20 protein-coding genes and 2 pseudogenes are annotated in these 20,191 nt (G+C 74.2%); 8 read left to right on the top strand and 14 right to left on the bottom strand.

Translation table 11 applies throughout. The features are described from left to right. The first annotated feature begins 303 nt into the window (after positions 1-303). The 3 genes from modA to ACH4J0_RS06950 all read left to right on the top strand — a co-directional run bounded on the left by modA (position 304) and on the right by ACH4J0_RS06950 (position 3,250). A complete protein-coding gene (gene modA, locus ACH4J0_RS06940) occupies positions 304-1,161 on the top strand; it encodes a molybdate ABC transporter substrate-binding protein (protein WP_396237000.1) in 858 nt (285 codons plus the stop codon). Between the two features lie 137 nt (positions 1,162-1,298). Then, entirely contained in the window at positions 1,299-2,114 is an 816-nt protein-coding gene (locus ACH4J0_RS06945) for an ABC transporter permease (protein ID WP_396237479.1), read from the top strand. Between the two features lie 17 nt (positions 2,115-2,131). Beyond that, the gene (locus tag ACH4J0_RS06950) at positions 2,132-3,250 is read left to right on the top strand and encodes an ABC transporter ATP-binding protein (RefSeq protein WP_396237002.1); all 1,119 of its coding nucleotides are present in this window, start codon (positions 2,132-2,134) and stop codon (positions 3,248-3,250) included. An 80-nt stretch (positions 3,251-3,330) separates the two neighbouring features. Here the strand turns inward: ACH4J0_RS06950 and ACH4J0_RS06955 are convergent, their stop codons facing one another. Together ACH4J0_RS06955 and ACH4J0_RS06960 are read right to left on the bottom strand one after the other, a co-directional pair. Then, entirely contained in the window at positions 3,331-3,990 is a 660-nt protein-coding gene (locus ACH4J0_RS06955) for a response regulator (protein WP_396237481.1), read from the bottom strand. A 44-nt stretch (positions 3,991-4,034) separates the two neighbouring features. After that, complete coding sequence (locus tag ACH4J0_RS06960) at positions 4,035-5,285, bottom strand: sensor histidine kinase (protein ID WP_396237483.1); 1,251 nt, start codon at positions 5,283-5,285, stop codon at positions 4,035-4,037. Between the two features lie 160 nt (positions 5,286-5,445). On the opposite strand from ACH4J0_RS06960, the gene ACH4J0_RS06965 reads away from it, so the two are divergent. The 3 genes from ACH4J0_RS06965 to ACH4J0_RS06975 are packed head-to-tail and all read left to right on the top strand — an operon-like array spanning position 5,446 to position 7,909. Next, positions 5,446-6,393: an ABC transporter ATP-binding protein gene (locus ACH4J0_RS06965; RefSeq protein ID WP_396237004.1), complete on the top strand. Its 948-nt coding sequence runs from the start codon at positions 5,446-5,448 to the stop codon at positions 6,391-6,393. Next, positions 6,390-7,139, top strand: coding sequence for a hypothetical protein (locus ACH4J0_RS06970; RefSeq protein ID WP_396237006.1), 750 nt, complete (start codon positions 6,390-6,392; stop codon positions 7,137-7,139). Before ACH4J0_RS06965 ends, ACH4J0_RS06970 begins: the two co-directional genes overlap by 4 nt. A gap of 17 nt (positions 7,140-7,156) precedes the next feature. Then, entirely contained in the window at positions 7,157-7,909 is a 753-nt protein-coding gene (locus ACH4J0_RS06975; protein ID WP_396237008.1) for a hypothetical protein, read from the top strand. A gap of 140 nt (positions 7,910-8,049) precedes the next feature. Here ACH4J0_RS06975 and ACH4J0_RS06980 read toward each other — a convergent pair whose 3' ends face one another. From ACH4J0_RS06980 to ACH4J0_RS06990, 3 genes are all read right to left on the bottom strand, one after another. Next, positions 8,050-8,778: an aminoacyl-tRNA hydrolase gene (locus ACH4J0_RS06980; protein ID WP_396237010.1), complete on the bottom strand. Its 729-nt coding sequence runs from the start codon at positions 8,776-8,778 to the stop codon at positions 8,050-8,052. A gap of 123 nt (positions 8,779-8,901) precedes the next feature. Further along, positions 8,902-9,447 (bottom strand): hypothetical protein, encoded by a 546-nt coding sequence (locus tag ACH4J0_RS06985; RefSeq protein WP_396237012.1) that lies wholly within the window; start codon positions 9,445-9,447, stop codon positions 8,902-8,904. Positions 9,448-9,515: 68 nt separating this feature from the next. Next, entirely contained in the window at positions 9,516-10,445 is a 930-nt protein-coding gene (locus tag ACH4J0_RS06990) for a hypothetical protein (protein ID WP_396237014.1), read from the bottom strand. A 124-nt stretch (positions 10,446-10,569) separates the two neighbouring features. Here ACH4J0_RS06990 and ACH4J0_RS06995 point away from each other — a divergent pair, with 124 nt between their 5' ends. Further along, on the top strand, positions 10,570-10,941 hold the full coding sequence (locus ACH4J0_RS06995) for a YbjQ family protein (protein WP_396237016.1): 372 nt from the start codon (positions 10,570-10,572) through the stop codon (positions 10,939-10,941). A gap of 102 nt (positions 10,942-11,043) precedes the next feature. Next, positions 11,044-12,252: an NAD(P)-binding domain-containing protein gene (locus tag ACH4J0_RS07000; protein ID WP_396237018.1), complete on the top strand. Its 1,209-nt coding sequence runs from the start codon at positions 11,044-11,046 to the stop codon at positions 12,250-12,252. A 10-nt stretch (positions 12,253-12,262) separates the two neighbouring features. Here ACH4J0_RS07000 and paaE read toward each other — a convergent pair whose 3' ends face one another. From paaE to ACH4J0_RS07045, 9 genes and pseudogenes are all read right to left on the bottom strand, one after another. Beyond that, a complete protein-coding gene (gene paaE, locus ACH4J0_RS07005) occupies positions 12,263-13,468 on the bottom strand; it encodes a 1,2-phenylacetyl-CoA epoxidase subunit PaaE (protein ID WP_396237020.1) in 1,206 nt (401 codons plus the stop codon). Between the two features lie 2 nt (positions 13,469-13,470). Continuing rightward, positions 13,471-14,028 carry a 1,2-phenylacetyl-CoA epoxidase subunit PaaD gene (gene paaD, locus ACH4J0_RS07010; protein ID WP_396237022.1) on the bottom strand — a complete coding sequence of 186 codons (558 nt, stop codon included), beginning with the start codon at positions 14,026-14,028 and terminating at the stop codon, positions 13,471-13,473. Then, positions 14,025-14,960, bottom strand: a complete 936-nt coding sequence (gene paaC / locus ACH4J0_RS07015) for a 1,2-phenylacetyl-CoA epoxidase subunit PaaC (protein ID WP_396237024.1) — start codon at positions 14,958-14,960, stop codon at positions 14,025-14,027. The genes paaD and paaC overlap by 4 nt, the downstream gene beginning before the upstream one ends. Continuing rightward, complete coding sequence (gene paaB / locus ACH4J0_RS07020; protein ID WP_030234269.1) at positions 14,944-15,237, bottom strand: 1,2-phenylacetyl-CoA epoxidase subunit PaaB; 294 nt, start codon at positions 15,235-15,237, stop codon at positions 14,944-14,946. The genes paaC and paaB overlap by 17 nt, the downstream gene beginning before the upstream one ends. 2 nt (positions 15,238-15,239) lie before the next feature. Beyond that, positions 15,240-16,238, bottom strand: a complete 999-nt coding sequence (gene paaA, locus ACH4J0_RS07025; protein ID WP_396237027.1) for a 1,2-phenylacetyl-CoA epoxidase subunit PaaA — start codon at positions 16,236-16,238, stop codon at positions 15,240-15,242. A gap of 250 nt (positions 16,239-16,488) precedes the next feature. Further along, complete coding sequence (locus tag ACH4J0_RS07030; RefSeq protein WP_396237029.1) at positions 16,489-17,859, bottom strand: M20 family metallopeptidase; 1,371 nt, start codon at positions 17,857-17,859, stop codon at positions 16,489-16,491. A gap of 649 nt (positions 17,860-18,508) precedes the next feature. Continuing rightward, positions 18,509-19,086, bottom strand: a pseudogene (locus tag ACH4J0_RS07035) (response regulator transcription factor). Next, complete coding sequence (locus ACH4J0_RS07040) at positions 19,083-19,505, bottom strand: hypothetical protein (RefSeq protein WP_396237504.1); 423 nt, start codon at positions 19,503-19,505, stop codon at positions 19,083-19,085. The pseudogene ACH4J0_RS07035 and the gene ACH4J0_RS07040 overlap by 4 nt, the downstream one beginning before the upstream one ends. A 247-nt stretch (positions 19,506-19,752) precedes the next feature. Further along, a pseudogene (locus tag ACH4J0_RS07045) lies at positions 19,753-19,983 on the bottom strand (histidine kinase); the annotation flags it as partial. Positions 19,984-20,191 lie beyond the last annotated feature (208 nt).

Here is a 20,191-nt window from a genome sequence, read left to right on the forward strand (position 1 = left end):
CGGCCGACGCTCGGCCGCACCTGCGGGCTGCGACCACTCTGTCGTCTCCTCCGGCCCGAATGCGACGGATTTTCCACCGGACCCGACCGCGCGCCCCTGCACGGCCCCCGGCGTCCGCACCGGAACCGTCCGTGCACGTTTGAGCCTTCGCACAGCGGCCCGGAGGCCCTCGCGCCGTCGCGCCTGTGCGAAGCGACAGGGGATTTATCACTCGCATCTGCGGCACTATGATCGCCGTAATGGCCGCACCTGCGGTCACACCTCCGCGCCCCTTCCGGCGCGAACCCTGGAGGGGAAGCACCGATGAGCACCCGCACCACCGCCACCCGCAGAGTCGCCGTGGCCGCCGCGGCGGCCCTCGCCCTCAGCCTCGGGGCCACCGCCTGCGGGAGCGACGGCGGCAAGGCCTCCGGCTCCGCCTCCTCCGCGGCGGGCGCCGCCGCCACGGCGAGCGGCGACGGCGGCACCGGCAACGCCCCGAAGGCCAAGGGCGCCGTCACCGTGTTCGCCGCCGCCTCGCTCAAGGAGACCTTCACCGAGCTCGGCAAGAAGTTCGAGGCCGCCAACCCCGGCACCAAGGTCACCTTCAACTTCGGCGGCAGCTCCGCACTCGCGACCAGCATCAACTCCGGTGCCCCGGCGGACGTGTTCGCCGCCGCCAGCCCGGCCACCATGAAGACCGTCACGGACGCGGGCGGCGCGAGCGGCGCGCCGAAGACCTTCGTCAAGAACACCCTCACCATCGCCGTGCCCAAGGGCGACCCCAAGCACATCGCCGGACTGAAGGACCTCACCGGCTCCGGCGTGAAGGTCGCGCTCTGCGCGAAGGAGGTGCCCTGCGGCGCCGCCGCCCTCACCGCGCTGAAGGCCGCGGGCCTCAACCTCACCCCGGTCACCCTGGAGCAGGACGTCAAGGGCGCGCTCACCAAGGTCGAGCTCGGCGAGGTCGACGCCGCGCTGGTGTACAAGACCGATGTGCAGGCCGATGCTGCGAAGATCGACGGCGTGGACTTCCCCGAGGCCGACAAGGCCGTGAACGACTACCCGATCGCCGCCCTCGCCAAGGCGCCGAACAAGGACGGCGCGGCCGCCTTCGTCGCCTACATCCAGTCGCCCGAGGCGAAGCAGGTGCTGACCGCGGCGGGCTTCCAGGCGCCGTGAAGGACCGCACCACCGCACGCGGCCGGGACGGCGGCGACGAACCCGGCCGGAGCCACACCACAAGGCCCGGCCGGGACAGCGTCGCCGGGCCCCGCCGGGACGACATCACCGCGGCGCCGGCCGGACCCGCGAGGGCCCTGCCGAGCCGCCGCGGCACGCACCTCCATTCGCGGTCGCAGCGCGTCCCGGTCACGCTGCTGCTCCCGGCACTGCTCGGCCTGGCGTTCCTGGCCCTCCCGCTGATCGGGCTCCTGGTCCGGGCGCCGTGGAGCGGCCTGTCCGAGCAGCTCACCAGCAGCGCCGTCTGGGACGCGCTGCGCCTTTCGCTGATCTGCGCGACGGCCGCCACGGCGGTCTCGCTGGTCCTCGGCGTCCCGCTCGCCTGGCTGCTCGCCCGGACCGAACTGCCCGGCCGTCGGCTGGTCCGGGCGCTGGTCACCCTGCCGCTGGTGCTGCCGCCGGTGGTGGGCGGCGTGGCGCTGCTGCTGGTGCTCGGGCGGCGCGGGATCGTCGGCTCCTGGCTGGACTCGGCCTTCGGCATCACCCTGCCCTTCACCACCACCGGGGTGGTGATCGCCGAGACCTTCGTGGCGATGCCCTTCCTGGTGATCAGCGTCGAGGGCGCGCTGCGGGCGGCCGACCCCCACTACGAGGAGGCCGCGGCGACCTTGGGTGCCTCCCGGCTGACCGCGTTCCGCCGGGTCACCCTGCCGATGATCGCCCCCGGGATCGCGGCCGGGGCCGTGCTGGCCTGGGCCCGGGCGCTCGGCGAGTTCGGCGCGACGATCACCTTCGCGGGCAACTTCCCGGGCCGCACCCAGACCATGCCGCTGGCCGTCTACCTGGCCATGGAGTCCGACCCGGAGGCCGCGATAGCACTGTCGCTGGTCCTGCTGGTGGTCTCCGTCGCCGTCCTCGTCGGCCTGCGCGACCGCTGGATGTCGACCCCGTGACCCAGGATGCCGAGCCGATGAGCCCCCCGCACCGTACGAGCACCGCGAACCCGGGCGACACGCCCCCCGAGGCCGCCACCGGCGCCGCCCTCGACGCCCGCCTCCGGGTCGACCGCGCCGCCTTCACCCTCGACCTCGCCCTCACCGCCGCCCCCGGCGAGGTGATCGCGCTGCTCGGCCCGAACGGCGCCGGCAAGTCCACCGCCCTGCGCGCCCTGGCCGGCCTGCTCCCGCTCACCGGCGGCCACCTGCGGCTGGACGACCACGTCCTGGAGGACCCGGCCCGGCGCCTGCACACCCCCGCCGAACAGCGCCCGGTGGGCGTGGTGTTCCAGGACTACCTGCTCTTCCCGCACCTCAGCGCGCTGGACAACGTCGCCTTCGGCCCGCGCTGCCAGGGCCGCTCCAAGCGCGAGGCCAGGGCCGAGGCGGCGGCCTGGCTGGAGCGGATGGGCCTGGCCGAGCACACCTCGGTGCGCCCCGGACGGCTCTCCGGCGGCCAGGCCCAACGGGTGGCGCTCGCCCGGGCCCTGGCCGTCCGCCCCCGGCTGCTCCTGCTGGACGAGCCGCTGGCCGCCCTGGACGCCCGCACCCGGCTCGACGTACGGGCTCAACTACGGCGCCACCTCGCAGAGTTCGAGGCCGTGGCGGTTCTGGTGACGCACGACCCGCTGGACGCGATGGTGCTGGCCGACCGGCTGGTGGTGATCGAGGACGGCCATGAGGTGCAGTCCGGCAGCCCGGCGGAGGTCGCCCGCCGGCCGCGCACCGACTACATCGCCCGCCTGGTCGGCCTCAACCTGTACCGGGGCCGGGCCGAGGGCACCCGGGTCACCCTCCCGGACGGGACGGTCCTGACCACCGCCGAGGAACTGTCCGGGCCGGCGTTCGTGGCCTTTCCGCCCTCCGCCGTCACGCTGTACCGGGAGCGCCCGCAGTCCAGCGCCCGCAACCTGTGGCAGGCCGAGGTCACCGGCCTGGACCTGCACGGGGACCGGGTGCGCGCCGAACTGTCCGGCACCCTGCCGATGGCCGCCGACCTCACCCCGGCCGCCGTCGCCGAACTGGGCCTCGCCCCGGGCGCGTCGGTCTGGGCCTCGGTCAAGGCCACCCAGACCCACGCCTACCCGGCCTGACGCGGCCTCCCCGGCCCCCCGGTCTCCCCGGACGGCCCGGCTGCCCGGCTGTCCGGCTGCCCGGCTGCCCGGCTGCCCGCCTACTCCGACGGCTCGACGAACCCCGACTCGTACGCCGCGATCACCGCCTGGGTGCGGTCCCGCGCGCCGAGCTTCGCCAGCACGCTGCTGACGTGCGTCTTCACCGTCTGCACGCCGAGCACCAGTTGCTCGGCGATCTCCCCGTTGCTGAGTCCGCGCGCCATCAGCCGCAGCACCTCGGCCTCCCGACCGGTCAGGGCCGCGCGGTCCAGGGCCGCACGGGCGGCGGGGTTGCCGTGCCCCGCGGCCAGGCGGCGGATCGCGGCCGGGAACAGCAGCGACTCGCCGGCCGCCGCCAGCCGTACGGCGTGGGCGATCTCGGCCGGGCGGGAGCGCTTGAGCAGGAAGCCGTCGGCGCCCGCGCGCAACGCCTGGTAGACGTAGTCGTCGTTCTCGAACGTGGTGACGACGAGGATCCGCGGCGGCCGCTCCCCCGGCGCACCCGGGCGCAGCAGTTCGCGCGTGGCGGCCAGACCGTCCAGGACGGGCATCCGGACGTCCATCAGCACCACGTGCGGGCGCAGCGCGCGGGCCAGGGACACCGCCTCCGCGCCGTCGGCCGCCTCGCCGACCACCCGCAGATCGCCCTGGGCCTCCAGTACGGCCCGCATCCCGGCCCGGACCAGTTCCTCGTCATCGGCGAGCAGGATGTCGGTCATCCCCGCGTCGCCCGCCGTCCGGCCGTCCTCTGCAAGATCATTCGTCACGAGCCCAAGCGTAGGGGCAGCCGGACGTCGAGCACCCACTCCCCGATCCCCTCGGCGGGTGACCCGGTGGTCGGACCGGCGGGGCCGGCCGGTCCGGCCGAGGCCGCGCCGCCGAGCAGCACGGCGCGCTCGCGAATGCCACGCAGCCCCTTGCCGCCCTTGCGCGAGCCACCGCCCCAGTCCGGGGCCGTCGCCAGGCGGTTGGCGCAGCGCAGCTCCAACTGCCCGTCCCGGACGGCGACCTGGACGTCCACCGGCTGGCCGGGCGCGTACTTGAGCGCGTTGGTGACGCCCTCCTGGACGATCCGGTAGGACTCGCGCGACAGCACCCCGGGCAGTGCCCCGGCCGACACCTCGATGCTCGCCTCGACCGGGCTGCCGGCCGCGCGGGCGGTGTCGAACAGCGCGGGCAGCTGGTCGATGCCGGGCTGTTCGGTGGCCGCCCCGTTCCGTGCGGCGCCGCCCGCGGGGGTCTCGCGCAGCAGGACCAGGGTGCGTTCGAGGTCCTCCATCGCCTGCCGCCCGGTCTCCTCGATCACCTCCAGGGCCTTCGCGGCGAAGGCCGGATCCCCGACCTCGCGCGCCGCTCCGGCCTGAAGGACCGTCACCGTCAGTGCGTGGCCGATGGAGTCGTGCAGCTCGCGGGCCAACCGGTTGCGTTCCAGCAGCCGTTCGGCCCGCAGCTCCGCCTCCGCGAGCCGCTCTGCGGGGGACGGCCCCAGCAGGCTTACGGCCATGGCGAGTTGGAGGCGTCCTGCCCAGACCACCAGCCAGCCATAGGCGAGCGCCAGCACCGGGGCGAGCGGGAGGTAGCGGAGGGCGCGCGGACCGGTCAGCAGGTCGAAGACCGGGGTGAGACCGAAGACCGTGGCGAAGCCGATCGCCGAACCGATCACCACCCGACCGATCAACCAGCCCGCCGTACGGCGCCGGTCGGTCCAGGTCTCGGAGGGCTCGACGCCGATGTCCTCCTCGCGGTCGGGCACCAGCAGCAGCCGCGCCTGGACTCCCTCGGCCCGGCGCGCCGCCGGGACGAGGGCGACCAGCACGAGCACGACGACGTCCAACGAGACGGCCGCCACCAGGATCGAGCTCAGGCTCCTCTGGTACGTCCCCGGGTAGATCATCAGGACGACGCCCGCGAAGATCCACCCGACCAGCAGGTGCAGCAGCCGGGCATAGGTGGCGCCGGCCACCAGCGGCGCGAGGAGCGCGGTCACTCGGTTCCGGATCCGGTACGCGGTCATTCTTGGCACCGCCCCATCCTGCCAGCTCAGCAGGCGGCCCCGGCTCCCCCGCCGGGTCGTCGCCGCCTCCCTCCCAGGTGGGAGACCGGTCCCCGCTGTGGCGGGATCCGCCCGCCCGGGCCGTTCCGGTCGAATGGAACCACCGCCCGGGGCACGGACGGTGACCAGCTACGAGGAGGGGAAGGCGACCGTGATCGAGATCCAGGGCCTGACCAAGGAGTACGACGGCCGCCGGGTCGTCGACGACCTGTCGTTCGAGGTCCGGCCCGGCGTGGTGACCGGCTTCCTGGGGCCGAACGGCGCCGGGAAGAGCACCACCATGCGGCTGGTCCTCGGCCTGGACCGCCCCACCGCCGGGCACGCCCTGGTCGCCGGCCGCCCGTACACCGAACTCGCCGAGCCGCTGAGGCAGGTGGGCGCACTGCTGGACGCCCAGGCCCTGCACGGAGGGCGGACGGCGCAGGGCCATCTGCGCTGGCTCGCGGCGAGCAACGGCCTGCCGGCACGACGGGTCGGCGAGGTGCTCGCCCAGGTCGGGCTGTCGGAGGCCGCCGGGCGGCGGATCCGGGGCTTCTCTCTCGGAATGCGCCAGCGCCTCGGGGTGGCCGCCGCACTGCTCGGCGACCCGCCGGTGCTGCTGTTGGACGAGCCGGTCAACGGCCTGGACCCGGAAGGCATCCGCTGGATCCGCACCCTGCTGCGCGAACTGGCCGCCGAGGGGAGGGCGGTGCTGGTCTCCTCCCACCTGATGACCGAAATGGCCCTCACCGCGGACCATTTGGTGGTGATCGGCCGCGGTCGGCTGCTCGCGGACGCCGCCACCTCCGAATTCATCGACCGCCACGGCCGCACCAGGGTACGGGTCCGGGCGGTGGACGCCGCCAGGTTGGCTGCGCTGTTCGGCGGACCCGGCCACGACCTCACCGCCGTCGAAGTCGACGGCGGCGCCTGGGAGGTGGCCGGCGCCGAACCCGAGCGGATCGCCGCGCTGGCCGCCGCCAACGGCGTGGTGCTGTACGAGATCGCGGTCCAACAGGACTCGCTGGCGGAGGCGTTCATGCGGATGACCGCGGACAGCGTCGAGTACCGCGCGGAGGCCGCCGCATGAGCACCCTGCCGTACACCGCCAACGCCTTCCGCGCCGAGCGGGTCAAGCTCACCACCCTCCGCTCGCTCTGGGTCCCGCCGCTGCTCTCCCTGCTGCTCACCGCCGGTGTCACCACGGCCGTCGGCGCGATACTCGGCGACAAGGACCACAACATCACCGACGACCCGGGCGTCGGCATCTTCTACGGCCTCAACTTCGGCCAGGCGGCCCTGGTCGCCTTCGGTGTCCTGCTGATCGGCCAGGAGTTCAACACCCGCATGATCGACGTCTCCCTCGCCGCCGTCCCGTGGCGCGGCCGACTGTACGGCGCCAAGCTGGCGTTGGGTGCCCTCATCGGCCTCGGCGTGGGCGCACTCGGCACGGCGGGCGCCTACGCCGGGTACGCGAGCAGCGTGCCCGCCGACTGGCACGGCCCCCCCTTCGCCCGCGCGGCCACGGCCGGCGTGCTGTACCCGGCGCTGCTGGTGGTGTTCAGCCTCGGGGTGACCGCGCTGTTCGGCAACCTCACCGCCGCCATGGGCCTGCTGACCCCGACCGTCTTCCTGCTCTCGCCGCTGCTCGGCGGTGTGCCCGGAGTGCGCCGGGTGGCCCAGTTCCTCCCCGACCGGGCCGGCCAGTACGCGCTGCACTACGCCGACGACCCGCAGCTGGTGTACGGGCACTGGACCGGGCTGGCGATCATGGCGTTCTGGACGGCGCTGGCCGCGTACGGCGGGCTGCGGGCGATGCGGGAGCGGTCCAAGTGACCCTGAGCGGAGGAGAGATGAGGAGGAGCCTCGGCAACGCGCTGCGCGCCGAACGGATCAAGTTCAGCACGCTGTGCTCACAGTGGGCGGCACCGCTGACCGCCGTGGCGCTGACCGTCGGTGTCACCGCGGCCGTGAGCGCCGCCGAGGGGGCGCCGGCGTCGGACTCCGGCAAGGACCCGGCCAACATGATCTACTACGGCCTGTTGTTCGGCCACGTCGCCGTGGCCTGCCTCGGGATCCTGCTGATCGGGCAGGAGTTCAACACCCGGATGATCGGCACCTCGCTCACCGCCGTCCCCCGACGCGGTCGGCTCTACGGGGCCAAGGTCGCACTCGGCGCCGGACTGGGCCTGCTGGTGGGACTGGCCTCGACGGCGGGCTGCTTCCTCACCGTGAATGCCACCGTCGGCCTGGACTTCTCCACTCCCGGCCTGACCCGCAGCTTCCTGGCCGGTGTGCTCTACCACCCGATGATGGTGCTGATCTGCCTCGGACTGACCGCGATGCTGGGCAACTTCAGCGCGGCGCTCGGTCTGCTCACCCCGATGGTGTTCCTGGGTACCACCTGGCTGGCCGCGATCCCCGGCGTGCGCGAGGCCGGCCAGTTCCTGCCCGACCGGGCCGGCCTCTACGCGATGCGCACCCAGACGGAGTCCGGGATCCACTACGGCCACTGGACGGGCCTGCTGATCATGGCGCTCTGGACGGCTACGGCGGTGTTGGGGGGCTTCCGGGCGATGCGGCGCTATCAGGCCTCGGGCGAGTAGCGGGCGAGCCGGGGGCGGGGCGGGGCGGGAAGTCAACGGACGCGGACAGATAACAGATTTCGTAATCTGTCATCTGTCTGCTGTCATCTGTTATCCGTCAGCTGTTCGCTGTTCCCTGTTCGCCGTCAGCAGCCCGGCCGTCACCGCAGCGCCGGGTGCTCCGCGATCACCGTGCAGCTGCCGGGTGCGATCTCCGTGAAGCCCGCGTCCTGGACCACCGGCAGCCCGCTGCGGACCAGCTCCTCCCACGCCTCCGGCGCAGCCGTGCGGACCGCGAGCGCGAAGTCCGACTCCGCCCACTCCTTGCGCTGCGCCGCGTCCAGCCGCCACCAGGCGAGCTGCGCCGCATGCCCGGTCTGGGCCATCGTCTTACCCGCGCTCATCTCCAGTTCCGGGTTGAGCCACAGCACCGGCACCCCCGGCCCGGGCGCGCCGACCTCGGCGGTCTCCTCCAGGTCCGTCCCGGAGACCTGAAGCTTGGCCAGGTCCTTCGGCCAGCCGTCCAGCGGGATCGGCGGGAACACCCGCACCTCCGCCTCCCGCCCCCGCACCGTGATGCCCGGCAGCTCCCCGGCCCGACGCCACTCCCCGCCGCGAGCCCGTCGGACCACCTTGCGGATCCGGGCGTCCTCCCAGGCCGCGACCCGCTCCGCCCACTCGCCGTCCACCTCGGTCACCCGGGGATCGGCGAGCAGCGTCAGCACCGCCCGCGCCGAGGTCTCCAGCCCGTCCGTCCGTCCGGGCGGCGCGACCCGCTCCAGGCGGACGACCAGCGGCAGCACGTACTGGGGCAGCGCGTCGCGGTCCGCGGGGTCGGGAACGCCATCGGGGGCGGAAGCGGCTGCCGGGGCATCGAACGGAGAAGTCACCCGTCCAGCATGCCAGCCCCGCCCCCACCGGCCCGGTCCACCCCCGGCCCACCGCCCGTTAACCCCGGGTCCGCTCCGCTCAGTCCGCTCTCCACACCGCCTGCCCCCCGCCGACGGCCGGGCTCAGCGCAGCCGCTGCCGCAGCTCGTCCACCGCCGACCGGATCCCCGCGCCGTACGCGTCCTCCGGCAGGGCATCCAGGCTGCGCACCGCCCGTTCGAGCTGCTCGCGCGCGAGGTCGGGCTCACCGAGCTTGAGGTGGTCGGAGGCCAGGTTGAGGTGCAGCGAGGGGTAGAACGCCCGCACCTGGAGGGCCGACTCGTACGTCGCGGCGCGCTCGGCGGTCAGCGAGTCGGCCGCCGCGAGGGCCCGCCGGTCCCATTCCAACTCGGCCCGGGGGTCGTCCTGCAAGTCGGCCAGATAGTGCGCCAGGACGCAGCGGTGGAAGACGTCCCGTTCCCCCAGCTCCTCCCACAGGGCCTCGAAACTGGCCCGCGCCTCGGCGGTCCGCCCGCGCTGCGCCGCCCGCACACCGTCCAGCCCGAGCTCGATCCGCCCGAGCGCCAGCTCCTCCGGACCCGGCTCCCCCGGCTCCCCCGGCTCCCCCGGCTCCGCCGACCTCCCCAGCTCTCCCCGGGGCATACCTCTCACACCAGACACATCGGACATGCCCGCAGCCTAGCCGCCCACCCGCCACCCCGCCCGGACAGCGAGCCGCCGCATGAGCCGACGCCCGCTCAGCGCCGGTACCCGCGCTGCGGATCCCGCTCCTCCGCGTCCTCGTACATCAGGAACCACCCCTCGGGATGCGTGGCCGCCAGCAACAGCTCCGTCCGCTGCTCCGCACCGAGTTCCGGGTCCCCGTCGTCCGGCCCGTACACGCCGAACAGCTCGTCGTGGCAGCCGTCCCAGTCGTAGTCGTACAGGTCGGCCGGCAGGTCGCCCATCATGTCGGCCACCGACTCCGGCTGGGAGCCGAGCAGTGTCCGGGCGTCCACCAGCGCCATCCGCAGCGCGATCTCCTCCGCCAGGCAGCGTGGCAGCGGCCACTCGCCGAGGGCGAGGTCGTCGGCCAGGTCGTCGAAGGCGCGGGCCATCGCACGCCGCCAGCCCCGGTGGAGCCGCCAGGTGCGCTGGGGCAGCCGGGCGAAGACCGTCCAGTCCACGTCCTCGCCGTCGACCACGGGTTCGTCCCCGTGTTCGTCGAGGTCGTCGTAGGCGGCGTCGGCCAGGCCGAGCAGCTGGGCGTGCAGCAGGCAGGCGGTGCGCGGGGTGAGCGTCCAGTCCGCGCCCGCGCCACCGTCCTCGTCCTCGCCGTCCAGCGGGAACAGTTCGGCGAAGTCCGGCGTGAAGTCCTCGGTGACGCTGATCTCCAGGGTGCCGCCGATCGCCTCGACCCCGGGGACCGCGGCGACCAGCCGGTCGGGGTGCAGCAGCGCTCCGAGCGCCGCATTGGCGTCCTCGGCGACCTCGCGCAGCAGTTCACGGCGCTGGCCCGCCGGGTCGATGCCCTCGAAGTCCAGTTCCTCGACGGCCCTGATCGCGGCCGCGCGCAGCGCCGGCCAGTCGGTGATCCGCAGGCCCAGCACCACGGTCGCCTCGATCTCCGGCGCGCCGGAGTACTCCGCCGCGCCCGGCCCCTGCGGATGATCGCTTCGCTCGCCCATGGGGCTACGGTACGGCTTTTCCGCCGCCCGATCACCGGTCCGGACCAGCTTGCGGAGACCTTCTCGGCCACCTCCCCGCCGTGCCTCTGTCACTCGGACGCACCACCCCGGCAGGATGAGCCCCATGGCTGACATCAACGAGCACGGCGGCGGGCAGGGCCCGAACGCCGACGTCCTGGTCGTGACTACCAACGACATCCCCGGTTTCCGGGTCGACCACGTGATCGGTGAGGTCTTCGGACTGACCGTCCGCAGCCGGCACATCGGCAGCCAGATCGGCGCCGGGCTGAAGTCCCTGATCGGCGGTGAACTGCGCGGTCTGACGAAGACCCTGGTCGAGAGCCGCAACGAGGCGATGCAGCGGCTGATCGAGCAGACCAGGGCGCGCGGCGGCAACGCCGTCCTGATGATGCGCTTCGACGTCACCGACGCTGCCGACGTCGGCACCGAGGTGTGCGCGTACGGCACCGCCGCGGTGATCTCCCCGATCGGCTGAGGCCTCCGCGCCTCCCGCCTCCCGCCTCCCGCCTCCCGCCCGTTTTTCCTCGCGCCGGAGCCCGGCCCGTCACGGGAACAGCCGTCCGTCCCGCCATGTTTCATGAGCGTGACTGTTTACGGTGCAACCAACGACGGACAACGCCGCGTGGACGTCCTGGTGGTCGGCGCCGGGCAAGCGGGCCTCTCCGCCGCCTACCACCTCCGCCGCCGCGGCTTCGCCCCCTACCGGGAGGGAGTCGACGGCGGCTTCGTCGTGCTCGACGCCGACGCCACCCCCGGCGGCGCGTGGGCGCACCGCTCACCGTCACTGCGGATGGCCACCGTCCACGGCTTCCACAACCTCCCGGACGCCGAGCTCCCGACGCCCGACCCCGAGGCCCGCGCGCGCGAGGTGGTGCCGGGGTACTTCACGGCGTACGAGGTCCGGCACGCGCTCCCGGTCGTACGCCCGGTCACAGTCCGCGCCGTACGCGCCGAGTCCGAGTGGCCCGATTCCCGGCTGCTGGTCGAGACCGACCACGGCACGTGGTCCGCCCGCGCGCTGATCAACGCCACCGGTACCTGGACCCGCCCGTTCCTCCCGCACTACCCGGGTCACTTCGCGGGCCGTCAGCTGCACTACGCCGAGTACCGCGGCCCCGAGGAGTTCACCGGGAAGCGCGTCCTGGTGGTGGGCGGCGGCGCCTCGGCGATCCAGGTGCTGTCGGAGGTGGCGGCGGTCGGCGAGACGCTCTGGGTCACCCGCTCGGAACCCGTCCACCACGAGGGCCCGTTCACCCCCGAATACGGTCGCGCGGTGGTCGCCAAGGTCGAGGAACGGGTCCGTCAGGGACTACCGGTGCGCAGCGTGGTGAGCGTGACCGGCCTCGGCCCCTCCGTCGCCTACCGCCGTGCCCAGGAGCTGGGTGCGCTGCACCGCCAGCCGATGTTCGACCGGCTCACCGAGCACGGGGTGGCCTGGGGCGACGAGGAGTCGGCGGTGGACGCGATCGTCTGGGCGACCGGCTTCCGCCCCGAGGTGGGCCACCTCGCCCCGCTCGGCCTGCGCTCCCCCGGCGGGGGCATCGCGCTCACCGGCACCCGCGCCACCGCCGACCCGCGCGTCCACCTGGTCGGCTACGGCCCGTCCGCCAGCACCATCGGTGCCAACCGGGCCGGCCGCGCCGCCGTCAACGACCTGGTCAAGCTGCTCGGGGACCCGGCGAAGGGAACTGCGGCGGGAACCGCGGCGGGAACGGCGAAGGCGACAGCGAAGGGGACCGCGAACGAGCCCGCCGAGGAGCACGCCCAGGTCCCCGCCGCCGTCTGAACCCCGGGGCTCAGCGGTCGTAGTCGACCGTGACCCGGTCGGTGAGCGGGCGGGCCTGGCAGGTGAGGACGTAGCCGGCCGCCAGTTCCTTCTCCTCCAGCGCGAAGTTGCGGCGCATCTCCACCTCGCCCTCGGTGACCTGGGCCCGGCAGGTGCCACAGACCCCGCCCTTGCAGGCGAACGGCAGATCGGGGCGGGAGCGCTGGGCGCCGTCCAGGATGGAGCGGTCGCGCGGGAGGGTCAGGGTGCTGCCGCGCCCGTCGAGGACGACGGTGACCTCGCTGCGCTCGCCGGGTGCGCCTTCGGAGTCGCCGTCCGCGCGGTCCCAGTCCTCGTCGCGCTCGACGAGCGGCTCGTCCTCGGCGTGGAACAGCTCCTGGTGCACCCGCTCGGCCGGCACCTCCAGTTCGGCGAGCAGGTCCTTCGCCCCGGCAACCATGCCGAACGGGCCGCACAGCCACCAGTGCCCGACCCCGCCGACGTCCACCAGGGCGGTCAGCAGGGCACGGACCCGTTCGGGGTCGAGCCGTCCGCTGAGCAGTTCGGCATCCCTGGTCTCCCGGGAGAGCACGTGCACCAGCTGGAACCGGCCGAGGTAGCGGTCCTTGAGGTCGGCCAGCTCGTCCGCGAACATCACGGTGTCGCTGCGCCGGTTGCCGTAGAGCAGGGTGACGGTGGAGCGGCGGTCGGCGGCCAGCACCGAGGCGGCGATCGACAGCATCGGGGTGATGCCGGATCCGGCCGCGAGCAGCACGTGGTCGGCGGGGACGCCGAGTTCGGGGGTGAACAGGCCGGACGGGGTCAGCACCTCGACCTCCTCGCCGGGCCGGGCCTCGCGCACCAGCCAGCGCGAGAACAGCCCGCCGGGCACCTCGCGGACGGCGATCCGCAGCGGCCCGCCGACGGGGGCGCAGATCGAGTACGAGCGGCGCTCGTCGACGCCGTCCACCACCTTGCGCAGGGTCAGGGTCTGCCCGGGCCGGAACGCGTACGCGGCCGCCAGGCCGTCCGGCACCGCGAAGGTCACCGCCACCGCGTCCTCGCACAGCCGCTCCACCCGGTCGATCCGCAACGAGTGGAAGGTCGGGCGGCGGGCCGGGCGGACGGCATCCGCGGACGACGCGGGACCGGTGGCCGCGGGATCGGTGGAAGCCGCGGAAGCGGCCGACGAGGCGGCGGAGGCGGGCGAGGCGGCAGCGGGCGAAGCGGCGGGCATTCTCAGATCTCCTTGACGCGTTCGAACGGCTCGCGGCAGGCGCGGCAGCGCCAGAGCGCCTTGCAGGCGGTGGAGCCGAAGCGGGACAGCTCCTCGGTGTCGGTGCCGCCGCAGTGCGGGCAGGGCACGGGGGCCACGGCTCCCGTGCGGGTGGGGCCGAGGGTGAGCGGGACCGGCCCGAGGGCCGACGCGACGGCCGAGGTCGGACGCGGCGGGGCGATGCCCGCCTCGGCGAGCTTGCGGCGGCCCTCGGCGGTGATCAGGTCGGTGGACCACGGCGGGTCCAGCCGTAGCCGCACCCGGACGTCCGGGTACCCGGCGGCACGCAGCCGGCGGTCGACGTCGGCGGCCATCTCGGCGACGGCCGGGCAGCCCGAGTAGGTCGGGGTCAGCCAGGCGGTGACCGTGCCGCTGCCGCCGTCCACCTCGACCTCGGCCAGTACGCCCAGGTCAGCCAGGGTGAGCATGGGCAGCTCGGGGTCCGGGACGGCCGCGGCGACCGACCAGGCCAGGTCTCGGACGGTGCCGACGGTGCCGACGGCCCCCGTGGTGCCGGTCACCACGTCGCCCCCGGGTGGGCCCGGGCCACCACCTGCAGTTCGGCGAGCAGCGGGCCGAGCGCCTCGGTGTGCACGCCGTCCCGGCCGGCCCGGCCCAGCACGGTGGCCAGCGGCGGGACGTCCGGCACGGTCAGCCCGGCCTCGGCGATCACGGCGGCCAGCTCGCGCAGCACCGGTTCGCGCAGCTGCGCCGGGTCGACGCCGGCCCGCAGCTCCACGGGGTGCGCGGTGAACAGTTCCTCCAGCAGCGGCCAGACCGCGTCCAGGCCGGCCTGCATCCGCTCCGCCGAGTACGACGTGCCGTCGCCGAGCCGCAGCGTCCAGGCGGTGGCGTACTCGCGGTGGTACGCCAGCTCCTTGACGCCCCGGGCGGCGACCGCCGCCAGCACCGGGTCGGGGTGCGCGGCCAGCGCCTCGTACAGCGCGCCGCGGGCGGTCGAGAACAGCAGCAGGCGGGCGACCGAGTACGCGAAGTCGCCGTTCGGTGTCTCCACCATGCGGACGTTGCGGAACTCGTGTTCCTCCCGCCAGTACGCCAGGTCGTCCTCGGTGCGGCCGGAACCGTCCGCCTGACCGGCCCGGGTGAGCAGCAGCCGGGCCTGGCCGAGCAGGTCGAGGCCGAGGTTGGCGAGCGCGACCTCCTCCTCCAGCTCGGGCGCCCGGGTGCACCACTCGATCAGCCGCTGGGCCAGCACGAGGGCGTCGTCGCCGAGCATCTGGCAGTAGGCGGCGAGGTCGTCGCCGGCCAGGCCGGCGGGCAGAGCGGTGTCCACGCCGAGCAGCGGGTCGGCGAAGCCCGTCCCGTACGCCCAGCGGCCCTCGCCCTCGGGGCCGGGGGTGGCTCCGGCGAGGCTCAGGTAGACGTGGTCGTCCTCGGTGGTGGACGTGGTGTGGTCGTGCACGGTGGCTCCCCCGTCAGATGTGCGGGACATCCTCGGGGATGTCGTAGAAGGTCGGGTGGCGGTAGACCTTGTCACCGCTGGGCTCGAAGAACGGGTCGCGCTCGTCCGGGGTGGAGGCGGTGATGGCGTCGGAGCGGACCACCCAGAGGCTGACGCCCTCGTTGCGGCGGGTGTACAGGTCACGGGCGGCGAGCAGGGCCATCCGGTCGTCGGAGGCGTGCAGCGAGCCGACGTGGACGTGGTTCAGGCCGCGCCGGGGGCGGACGAACACCTCGTACAGCGGCCAGCCGGCCTTGGACTCGGTCACGTTCAGTTCTCCTGTTCGGGGGTGTGCCGCCCGGCGGGCGCGGCTTGTTCGGCGGCGCGCTTGGCGGCGTAGGCGACGGCCGCCTCGCGCACCCAGGCGCCGTCCTCGTGGGCGGCCCGGCGGCGGTCCACCCGCTGGGCGTTGCACGGGCCCTGGCCGTGGATGACCCTGGTCAGCTCGGACCAGTCCGGCTCGCCGAAGTCCCAGCCGCCGCGCTCCTCGTTCCAGCGCAGCTCGGGGTCGGGGAGGGTGACGCCCAGGTGCTCGGCCTGCGGGACGGTCATGTCGACGAAGCGCTGGCGGAGCTCGTCGTTGGTGTGGCGCTTGATCCGCCAGGCCATCGAGCGGGCGGTGTTCGGCGAGTCGGCGTCCGAGGGGCCGAACATCATCAGCGACGGCCACCACCAGCGGTCGACCGCGTCCTGGACCATCCGGCGCTGGGCCTCGGTGCCGCGCATCAGGGTCATCAGGAGTTCGTAGCCCTGCCGCTGGTGGAAGGACTCCTCCTTGCAGATCCGCACCATCGCGCGGGCGTACGGGCCGTAGCTGCAGCGGCAGAGCGGGACCTGGTTGCAGATCGCGGCGCCGTCCACCAGCCAGCCGATCACGCCGACGTCGGCGAAGGTGAGGGTGGGGTAGTTGAAGATCGAGGAGTACTTCTGGCGGCCGCTGATCAGCTTCTCGGTGAGCTCCGCGCGGTCGACGCCGAGGGTCTCGGCGGCCGCGTAGAGGTAGAGGCCGTGGCCCGCCTCGTCCTGGGCCTTGGCCAGCAGGATGGCCTTGCGCCGCAGCGAGGGGGCCCGGGTGAGCCAGTTACCCTCGGGCTGCATGCCGATGATCTCGGAGTGGGCGTGCTGGGCGATCTGGCGGATCAGGGTGGCCCGGTAGGCATCGGGCATCCAGTCCCTGGGCTCGATCCGCTGCTCTGCGGCGATCACCGCGTCGAACCGGTCCTCCGGCGTCTGCGCCGGGACCGCCTCGGCCACCTCTGCTGTCACCACGGTCCCCTCTCGTGTTCCTGCTGGATCTGCCCGCGCTGGCGCCGGGGCACCAACCGACTGACCGTTCGGTCGGTACCATTCTGCGCGGCGGGGCGGAGGGATGGCAAGGGAGTGGGGAAAACGGATAACAGCTGACAGAAACTGAAATCTGTCAGCTGTTATCCGTTGGCTGTTATCTGTCTTCTGTTATCTGTCAGCCGTCAGCCGTCAGCCACCTTCCGTCAGCCTCCGACCCGCCGGCCGCCTCGGCTCATCCCTCCCCGCGGTCCCGAAGCCGGGGCAGTGGAACGGCCAGCAGTGCCGCCAGCAGGGCGATCCGCGGAGCGAGCTGGTCCAGCCGGATGTACTCGTGCCGGGCGTGCGCACCGGCACCCACCGCGCCGAAGCCGTCCAGCGTCGGCAGGCCGCGCGACCCGGGCAGGTTGGTGTCCCCGGCCCCGCCCGCCGGGGCGCCGTCCAGTTGCTGCCCGAGCACCGCGGCGAGCGAACGCACGTGCCGCAGCAGCGGATTGCCCGTCCGCTCGGGCCAGGCCGGTCGACTGGACAGCACCTCCGTACGCACCCGCGCACCCGGCCGCAGCGCGGTCAGTCGGGCGAGGTTGTCCAACGTGCGGCGCTGCGCCTCGACGGTGGAGAATCGCAGGCCGAGTTCGGCCTCGGCCCGCCCGGCGATCACGTTGGCCCGCGAACCACCGCTGATCCGACCGGCGTTGAGCTCTGTGCCGGGCTGTCCCGCGAGGCCGCGGACGAGCACCAGCTGGTCGACCAGCTCGTCCACCGCCGACACCCCGTCGTGGGCGTCGTTGCCCGCGTGAGCCTCCCGCCCGGTGACGGTGAGGCGCACCCGGGTGCTGCCGCGCCGCGCGGTCTTCAGCCGCCCGTCCGGATGCGGCGGCTCCAGCCCCAGGACCGCTGCCGCACCGCGCAGTTGGCGCTCGACCAGGCGGCGCCCGTCCGGACTGCCGACCTCCTCATCGGACACCACGACCAGCCGCACGGTGCGGTGCGGCCGCTGCCCCAAGTCCGCGAGCAGCGCCAACGCGCCCTCCAGGACGGCGAGTCCGCCCTTCATGTCGACCACTCCGGGCCCGGTGAGCCGCCCGTCCTGCTCGGCCACCGGCCAGTCCGCCAGGGTACCGACCGGCCAGACGGTGTCGTGGTGGCCGACGACCAGCAGGTGTGGCAGGGACTCGTCCCGGCCCTGCCACTCGATCACCAGGTGGTCACCGGCCGGCCCTGGTTCGCGGCGGGCGGTGGCCCCGGTGGCACGGAAACCGGCGGCCAACTCCTCGGCGAGAGCGTCGAGTCGGGGTGCGTCGCCGCTCGGCGACTCGATCCGGGCCAGGTCCGCGCAGCGCCGCCGGACGGCACCCGCGAGGGTACGGGCCCGCGCGCTCAGCGCCTGCGGCAGCCCGGGCAGCGCGGCGGTGGTACCGGAGGTGACGGCGCCCGCGGCAGCGGTGGTAACGGAGTTGGCAGGACCGGCAGCATGACTGGCAGCGGGGCCGGCCGTGGCAACCAGGGCTTCACCGTCGGCGGCGGCCGCAACCGCGACGGGTGCGCGGTCGGGTTCCGCGGCGGCACCCGGCGTGGCCGGCGACCCGACGATATGGGGACTCAACGCTCGCCTCCGCGGCCGCAGCCGGTATTCAGCGGCCGGACCGGCCGACCGATCCCGCCCGGGTACCAGGCCCGACCGGACCGCACCCGTCGGCCCGGAGGCCGGACGGCCCGTCGGAACGGCCCGTCTGGCCCAAGTGCGGTGGAACGGCTGGGCGGCGTGCTTGGCATTGCGTCCTCCTCGCTCGATCCGGTGCCCCGGTCCGCCCGGAGCCCCGTGCACGGCGGCTTCCTCGCGGCGGGCGCAGTGCCGGACCGCCGCAGGGAAGCCGAGATGTGAGCCTAGAAGAACCGTTCGGTTCCCTGCGAGGTGGCCCTGTTCCCAGCGTGCCGGTACGGGCCCCGGCCTCGGTCGCCCGTCGGAGGAAGCGGCGGGCGCTCGGCGCGCGGGCCAGGATCGGCGCGCGGGCGCGGTCGCCGGATCACGCCCATCTCCACCATGGACCCGCGGCCCGGGTTCGGCAGCGCAAACCGGCAAGGCACGGCATTTCCACGCCGGATGGGTGACAACGGCCTCAACGGGCAGTACCAACCGGAGGCACGCGACGGCTCAGGGAAGCCCGCGGCGCGGCCCGAACCGACCTCCGGGAAACATCCGCGTGAACGCCGTCCCACGCTGCGCCCCGCCCTGCCCTCGCGAGCGCCCGTCGTCAGGCGCCGTCCCCGACCAGCCCCGCATCGCGCGCGAGCAGCGCGGCCTGGACCCGGTTGGCCACCTCGAGCGCCGACGAGTTCGCGCAAGCACGTCGCTCTCGCGCGGGGTGAGCCCGGCGATCCGGCGCCGGGCGGCCACCGCCCGGGGCGCGCCGACCCGGTGGTACCGGTCGATCAGCCGCCGCGCGGCCGAGGGGTGCAGCATCCCCTGCCCGGAGGCGACCACGTGCACGGCCCGGGCGGTCTCGGCGGGCGGAGTGTCCTTGAGCAGGAAGCCGTCGGCCCCGGCGGCGAGCGCCTGGTACACGTACTCGTCCAGGTCGAAGGTGGTGAGCGCGATCACCCGCGGGCCGTCGGGGAGTTTGCGCAGGCGCCGGGTGGCTGCGATTCCGTCGAGCCCGGGCATCCGGATGTCCATCAGCACGACGTCGATCCGGCGGCCGCGGGCGAGCTCGACGGCCTGCAGACCGTCGGCGGCCTCGGCCACCACGGTCAGCGCCGGGTCCTGGGCGAGGAGGTCGACCAGCCCGAGGCGCACCAGCGCATCGTCGTCGACCACCATCGTGCGGATCATGCGGCGTCCTCCGGGTGCGGGGGCTCCGGGTGCGGGGGCAGTGGAGGCGGGGGCTCCGGGTGCGGGGACGGTTGAGGCGGGGGCTGCGGGCGGGCCGGCGCGGGCCGCCGGGCGGAGAGTCGGAAGCCACCGGCGCCGTCCGGGCCCGCGTCCAGGTGTCCTCCGAGCGCACCGACCCGTTCGCCGAGCCCCACCAGCCCGTATCCGCCGCCCGCGCCCGGCCCGTTGGGCGGGACCTCACCGGGGCCGTTGCGGACCTCGACGGTGGTCGCCGGCGTGCCGTAGCCGACCCGGACGGTGACGCGCGCGGTGTGCACGTGCTTGCGGGCGTTGGTCAGCGCCTCCTGCACGACCCGGTGGACGGCGAGCCGGTGGGTGGTGGGTACGGCCTCCGGGTCGCCGGTGAGGGCGAGTTCCACCTGCTGCCCGGCCTGGTTCGCCTCGCCGACCAGGTCGGTGAGGTCGCGCAGGGCGGGGCGCCGGAACGCGTGCCGGACGGGCGGCGACGGGTCCGGCGAGCACGTGACCGGCGGCCATGGAACCGGCGGCCATGGAACCGGCGGGAACGGGCGGTTCAGCCTCGACGACGGACCGCTCCGGCGGATCGGCCCGCAGGGCGCCCAGGACGTCGCGCAGGTCGTCGAGCGACCGCGCGGCGGTGGTGCGCAGCAGTTCGAGCCGATGGGTGAGCCGATCCTGGTCGGCAAGGACCGTACCTGCCCGGGCCTGGTCGCGCAGCACTCCGGCGTGCAGCACCAGCAGGCTCAGCCGGTGGGCCAGCACGTCGTGCATCTCCCGGGCGATCCGGGCACGTTCGGCGGACCACGCCTGCTCCGCCCGCAACTCTCGTTCCCGGCGCGGGGTCTCGACCTGCTCGGACAGCGCGCGGATCAGCATCCGGCGGCCGTTCAGCCACAGGCCGAAGGACAACACGGCCGTTTGAAGCAGGAGTTGGGAGCCGACGGTGCCCGCCCAGGGCCAAGGAATCGGCCCGGGCCGCGCTGACCAGCACGATGACCGCGCCTGCGGTCACCGCCGGACCGGTCCGACCCAGGGAGGCGAGGTGGGCGGCGCCGAACAGGCCGGGAAAGGCCCGGTTGAACAG

Source organism: Kitasatospora sp. NPDC017646 (assembly GCF_044329365.1).
GTDB lineage: Bacteria > Actinomycetota > Actinomycetes > Streptomycetales > Streptomycetaceae > Kitasatospora.